At 66.0% G+C, this 3,268-nt stretch carries 2 protein-coding genes and 1 pseudogene; 2 read left to right on the top strand and 1 reads right to left on the bottom strand.

Annotated elements, in window-relative coordinates; genetic code table 11:
* Nucleotides 1-524: pseudogene (locus tag ASG00_RS17125) on the top strand (SMODS domain-containing nucleotidyltransferase); the annotation flags it as partial.
* A 680-nt stretch (nucleotides 525-1,204) separates the two neighbouring features.
* A complete protein-coding gene (locus tag ASG00_RS17120) occupies nucleotides 1,205-2,233 on the top strand; it encodes a ThiF family adenylyltransferase (RefSeq protein ID WP_235559176.1) in 1,029 nt (342 codons plus the stop codon).
* A 213-nt stretch (nucleotides 2,234-2,446) separates the two neighbouring features.
* Here the strand turns inward: ASG00_RS17120 and ASG00_RS05320 are convergent, their stop codons facing one another.
* Entirely contained in the window at nucleotides 2,447-2,767 is a 321-nt protein-coding gene (locus ASG00_RS05320; protein WP_156454721.1) for a hypothetical protein, read from the bottom strand.
* Nucleotides 2,768-3,268: the final 501 nt, after the last annotated feature.

Here is a 3,268-nt window from a genome sequence, read left to right as displayed (position 1 = left end):
TCACGGACTGGATGAAGAAACAGGACCAGATCGCCGGCGGCAACCTGCGCCGCGTCATCCGCCTCATCAAGTTCCTCCGCGATCACAAGAACTCCTTCACCGGCACCCGATCGATCCTGCTCACCACACTCCTCGGAGAGCGGGTCAGCGAGCTCAGCAAGATGAGCGACCCGTCCTGCTACAGCAACCTCCCCACCGCGCTGCGCACGATCGTCACGGATCTTGACGAGTGGCTGCAGGCTCGACCTAACCGGCCGTCAATCGCCGACCCGTCAGGATCAGGAGTCACTTTCGACCACCGGTGGTCCGATGAGACGTACTCGTACTTCCGGGACCGCATCCACGTCCACGCGGCCGAGATCGAGGACGCCTACGCCGAGCCGGACAAGGACCGCAGCGTCCAGAAGTGGCAGGCGCTGTTCGGCGACGGCTTCAAGGCACCAGCCGGCAGCGGCCCTGCGAAGTTCGCCCCGGCCGCCCCGACGAAGGAGACCACAACGGGGAGGTCGGGGCGCGCGGGATGACCAAGCGAAAGCAGCCGACCTTCGCGCCCTGGCAGGTGACCCAGCTGCAGGAACTACGGGCACTCGCCAGAGCACGCCCGCACGAGTTGCGCTGCGGTGCGGCGAGCGAGGGACCTGAAGGTGATGCCTGCGTCCCGATCGAGCTGAACACCGACACGATCGAGCACGCCGCGAACGGGTTGCAGCTGCATGGCTGGGAGCCTTTCGTGCTGCGCATCCCGACCAGCCCCTTCTCCCCCCCGACCGTGGAAGTCACCCATACCCGCTTCCTCGGGTTCCCGCACGTGTNCAGCGCGACCTTGAACCGGCTCTGGGGGTGGCTTGCCGAGGCCGCCGCGGCACTGTTCGATCCGTCCACGGCCATGTACCACGCCGTTGGCGGGGTGCTGCACCGCACCCAGGGCACACCGACGATCGTCGCCCGCGATGATCTCCCGGCGCTGCGCGTGACGACCGCGACGCTGCACCGACGAACCGACGCACGGTTGGATCTCACCTGGCGTAACCGTGGCGAGATGATCGTGCCGGTGGTGCGACTGCTCTCCGACCTGCCGTTTGGTGCGACCGAGTCGTTGGTGCCGTTGCTATACCTGATTGACTACCCGACCGCGGACGTCGCGACACCCCGCGCGTTCGGACCGGTGCGCCGCCATGCCCCGCTCGGTCCGGCGTTCACGACGATGCTGATCGCCGCCGCTCTGCGCAGCCCCGCGGATTCGCCTCAGTACTTCGTCCTCGCCGTCCCGCACGGTGCGGGCGGGCCACCGCATCTGCTCTGCGGCCGGCTCACACCCGCTGTCGCGAACGCGCTGCGCAAAGTCGGCCGGACGCGGGGCACGGCGCTGGACCTGAATCCCACCCTCCTCGACGTCGAGGTGCCGATCGAATGGTGCAACATGTCTGATGAACGAGAAGCCGTCACCACGCGACGCGACGTGGACCGTCCCGTCAACGGGTTCGCAGGAAAGTCCGTGCACGTGTGGGGGTGCGGAGGTCTCGGATCCTGGATCGCCGAGTTCGTCGTCCGGGCAGGGGCCCGAGAGATCACGATTTGCGACCCGGGTGTCGTGACCGGTGGGTTGCTGGTACGGCAGAACTACACCGAGACGAGCATCGGCGAGACCAAGGCCCAAGCTCTCGCCACACGGCTGCGGTCGCTTCGTGACGACATCGTCGTCCATGTCGCCGCCGGCGCGATCCCCGAAGACCTCAGCGCCGCGCTCGACGCGGACATCGTCATCGACGCGACGGTCAGCAACGCCGTGACGACCCTCCTGGACGCCACCGCAGAGGTGCCGGACCGTCGGGCGGTGATCGCCCAAGTCGCCACCGATGTCGCGTCCGGCACCCTTGGGTTGGTCACGATCTGCCCGTCCCGCGCTGGGTCGCCGTCGTCTGTGGACGACCGGGTGGGTCGGGTCGTGGGCGCCGATCCGGCGCTCGAGCTGTACCACGGGTTGTGGCGGGACCCTCTGGCCGGTGATGAGATCGTCCCCACCCGGGGATGTTCGGTGCCGACCTTTCATGGTTCCGCTGCGGACTTGGCCGCCGTGGCCGGAGTCCTCACCAGCCTGATCGGCACACACCTCGCCGCAGACTCCTCCACCGCCGGCGCACACCTGATCGCGTTGCCGCACGCCTCAGCAGGACCCCGACATCATTTCGTCCCCGTGACTGCCGCGGACATCAGCGAGGGGCTCGCTGCCTGACCGGAGCTAGTCTCAGGTTGCGTTTTGCCGCGTCGGCGCGGATGACTCTCCTGTCGGAGATCCATCTGCAGCGATCGCACCGGCGATGTTTGCGCGGGCGTGGATGACTAGGGCCCGAGGTCGTGGGCTTTCGTGTTGCGGCGTTGGGGTTGCCGACGCTCTTACGGCAACGAGGGGCGGCGCCGCGACATGCGGACGGCGGGCGGCGGACGCTTAGGAGGCCGCGCGCTCCGTTGTCGCCTGTCGATCCGCGGCGTAGCGTCGTGCCGCTTCCCACCAGTAGTTGTCGCGGATCCGGTAGAGCAGGGTCCGCTCCCCCGGAACGCGGCCAACGAATTCGAGGAAGTGTGCGTCGCGGAGCTTGTGGATCAGCGGGTGAACGATGCTCCCCAGCAACCCGGTCGCTTCGACGATCTGCTTGGGTGAGAAGGTTTCGCCTTCGAGTGCGGCGATCTCGATGACGACGGCGTTCATGTAGCTGTTGCCGAAGAACAGACGGGACTCCTCCGGTGCGATCGGCTCCACTATCGTCATGCCCCGAGTTTCGCATAGGTCGCCGACGCCCGGCACCTACGCGAAGGTGATTCTGAGGCATTCTCCTTCCGGTGTTGTCTACCTGACCTACACAACTTGACTCCGCTGGTTTCGAGCGTACAGTGAATGTGACATTCACTGAAACGTATGTCACGTACTACGTAAACGCCGTTGCCACAAGTGCGATTCGGTACGACGTGACTTACGTAATTGCGTGGGATTCGTTCATGGTTGCTTGTGTCGATAGGCCTCCAGGATGGCCGTATGTCCACAGATCGGTCTCCCGCGAGTGGTAGTTCGGGTGAGGTCTCGCGCCGGGTAGTCCTCGGCTCGTGACGGGGGCAGAGGCAACCATTCGGATCCGCAGGTCCGACGATCGCGTCGACGTCAGTGACCTGCGTGATCTTCGTGTTCGTCAGTTCGACACGGCGGTGCCGTGGCGGGAGTTTCGCTGGTACCGCAAGCAACGGCACTTCTCTGGCTCCTACTGGTCGGCGACGA

Source organism: Microbacterium sp. Leaf351 (genome assembly GCF_001423825.1).
Lineage (GTDB): Bacteria > Actinomycetota > Actinomycetes > Actinomycetales > Microbacteriaceae > Microbacterium > Microbacterium ginsengisoli.
This window is presented reverse-complemented; position numbering and strand designations above follow the sequence as displayed.

Excerpts from the sequence above, each read along its gene's own strand:
- ASG00_RS05320 (WP_156454721.1), bottom strand. The coding sequence starts at position 2,767 with ATGACGATAGTGGAGCCGATCGCACCGGAGGAGTCCCGTCTGTTCTTC.
- ASG00_RS17120 (WP_235559176.1), top strand. The coding sequence starts at position 1,205 with ATGCTGATCGCCGCCGCTCTGCGCAGCCCCGCGGATTCGCCTCAGTAC.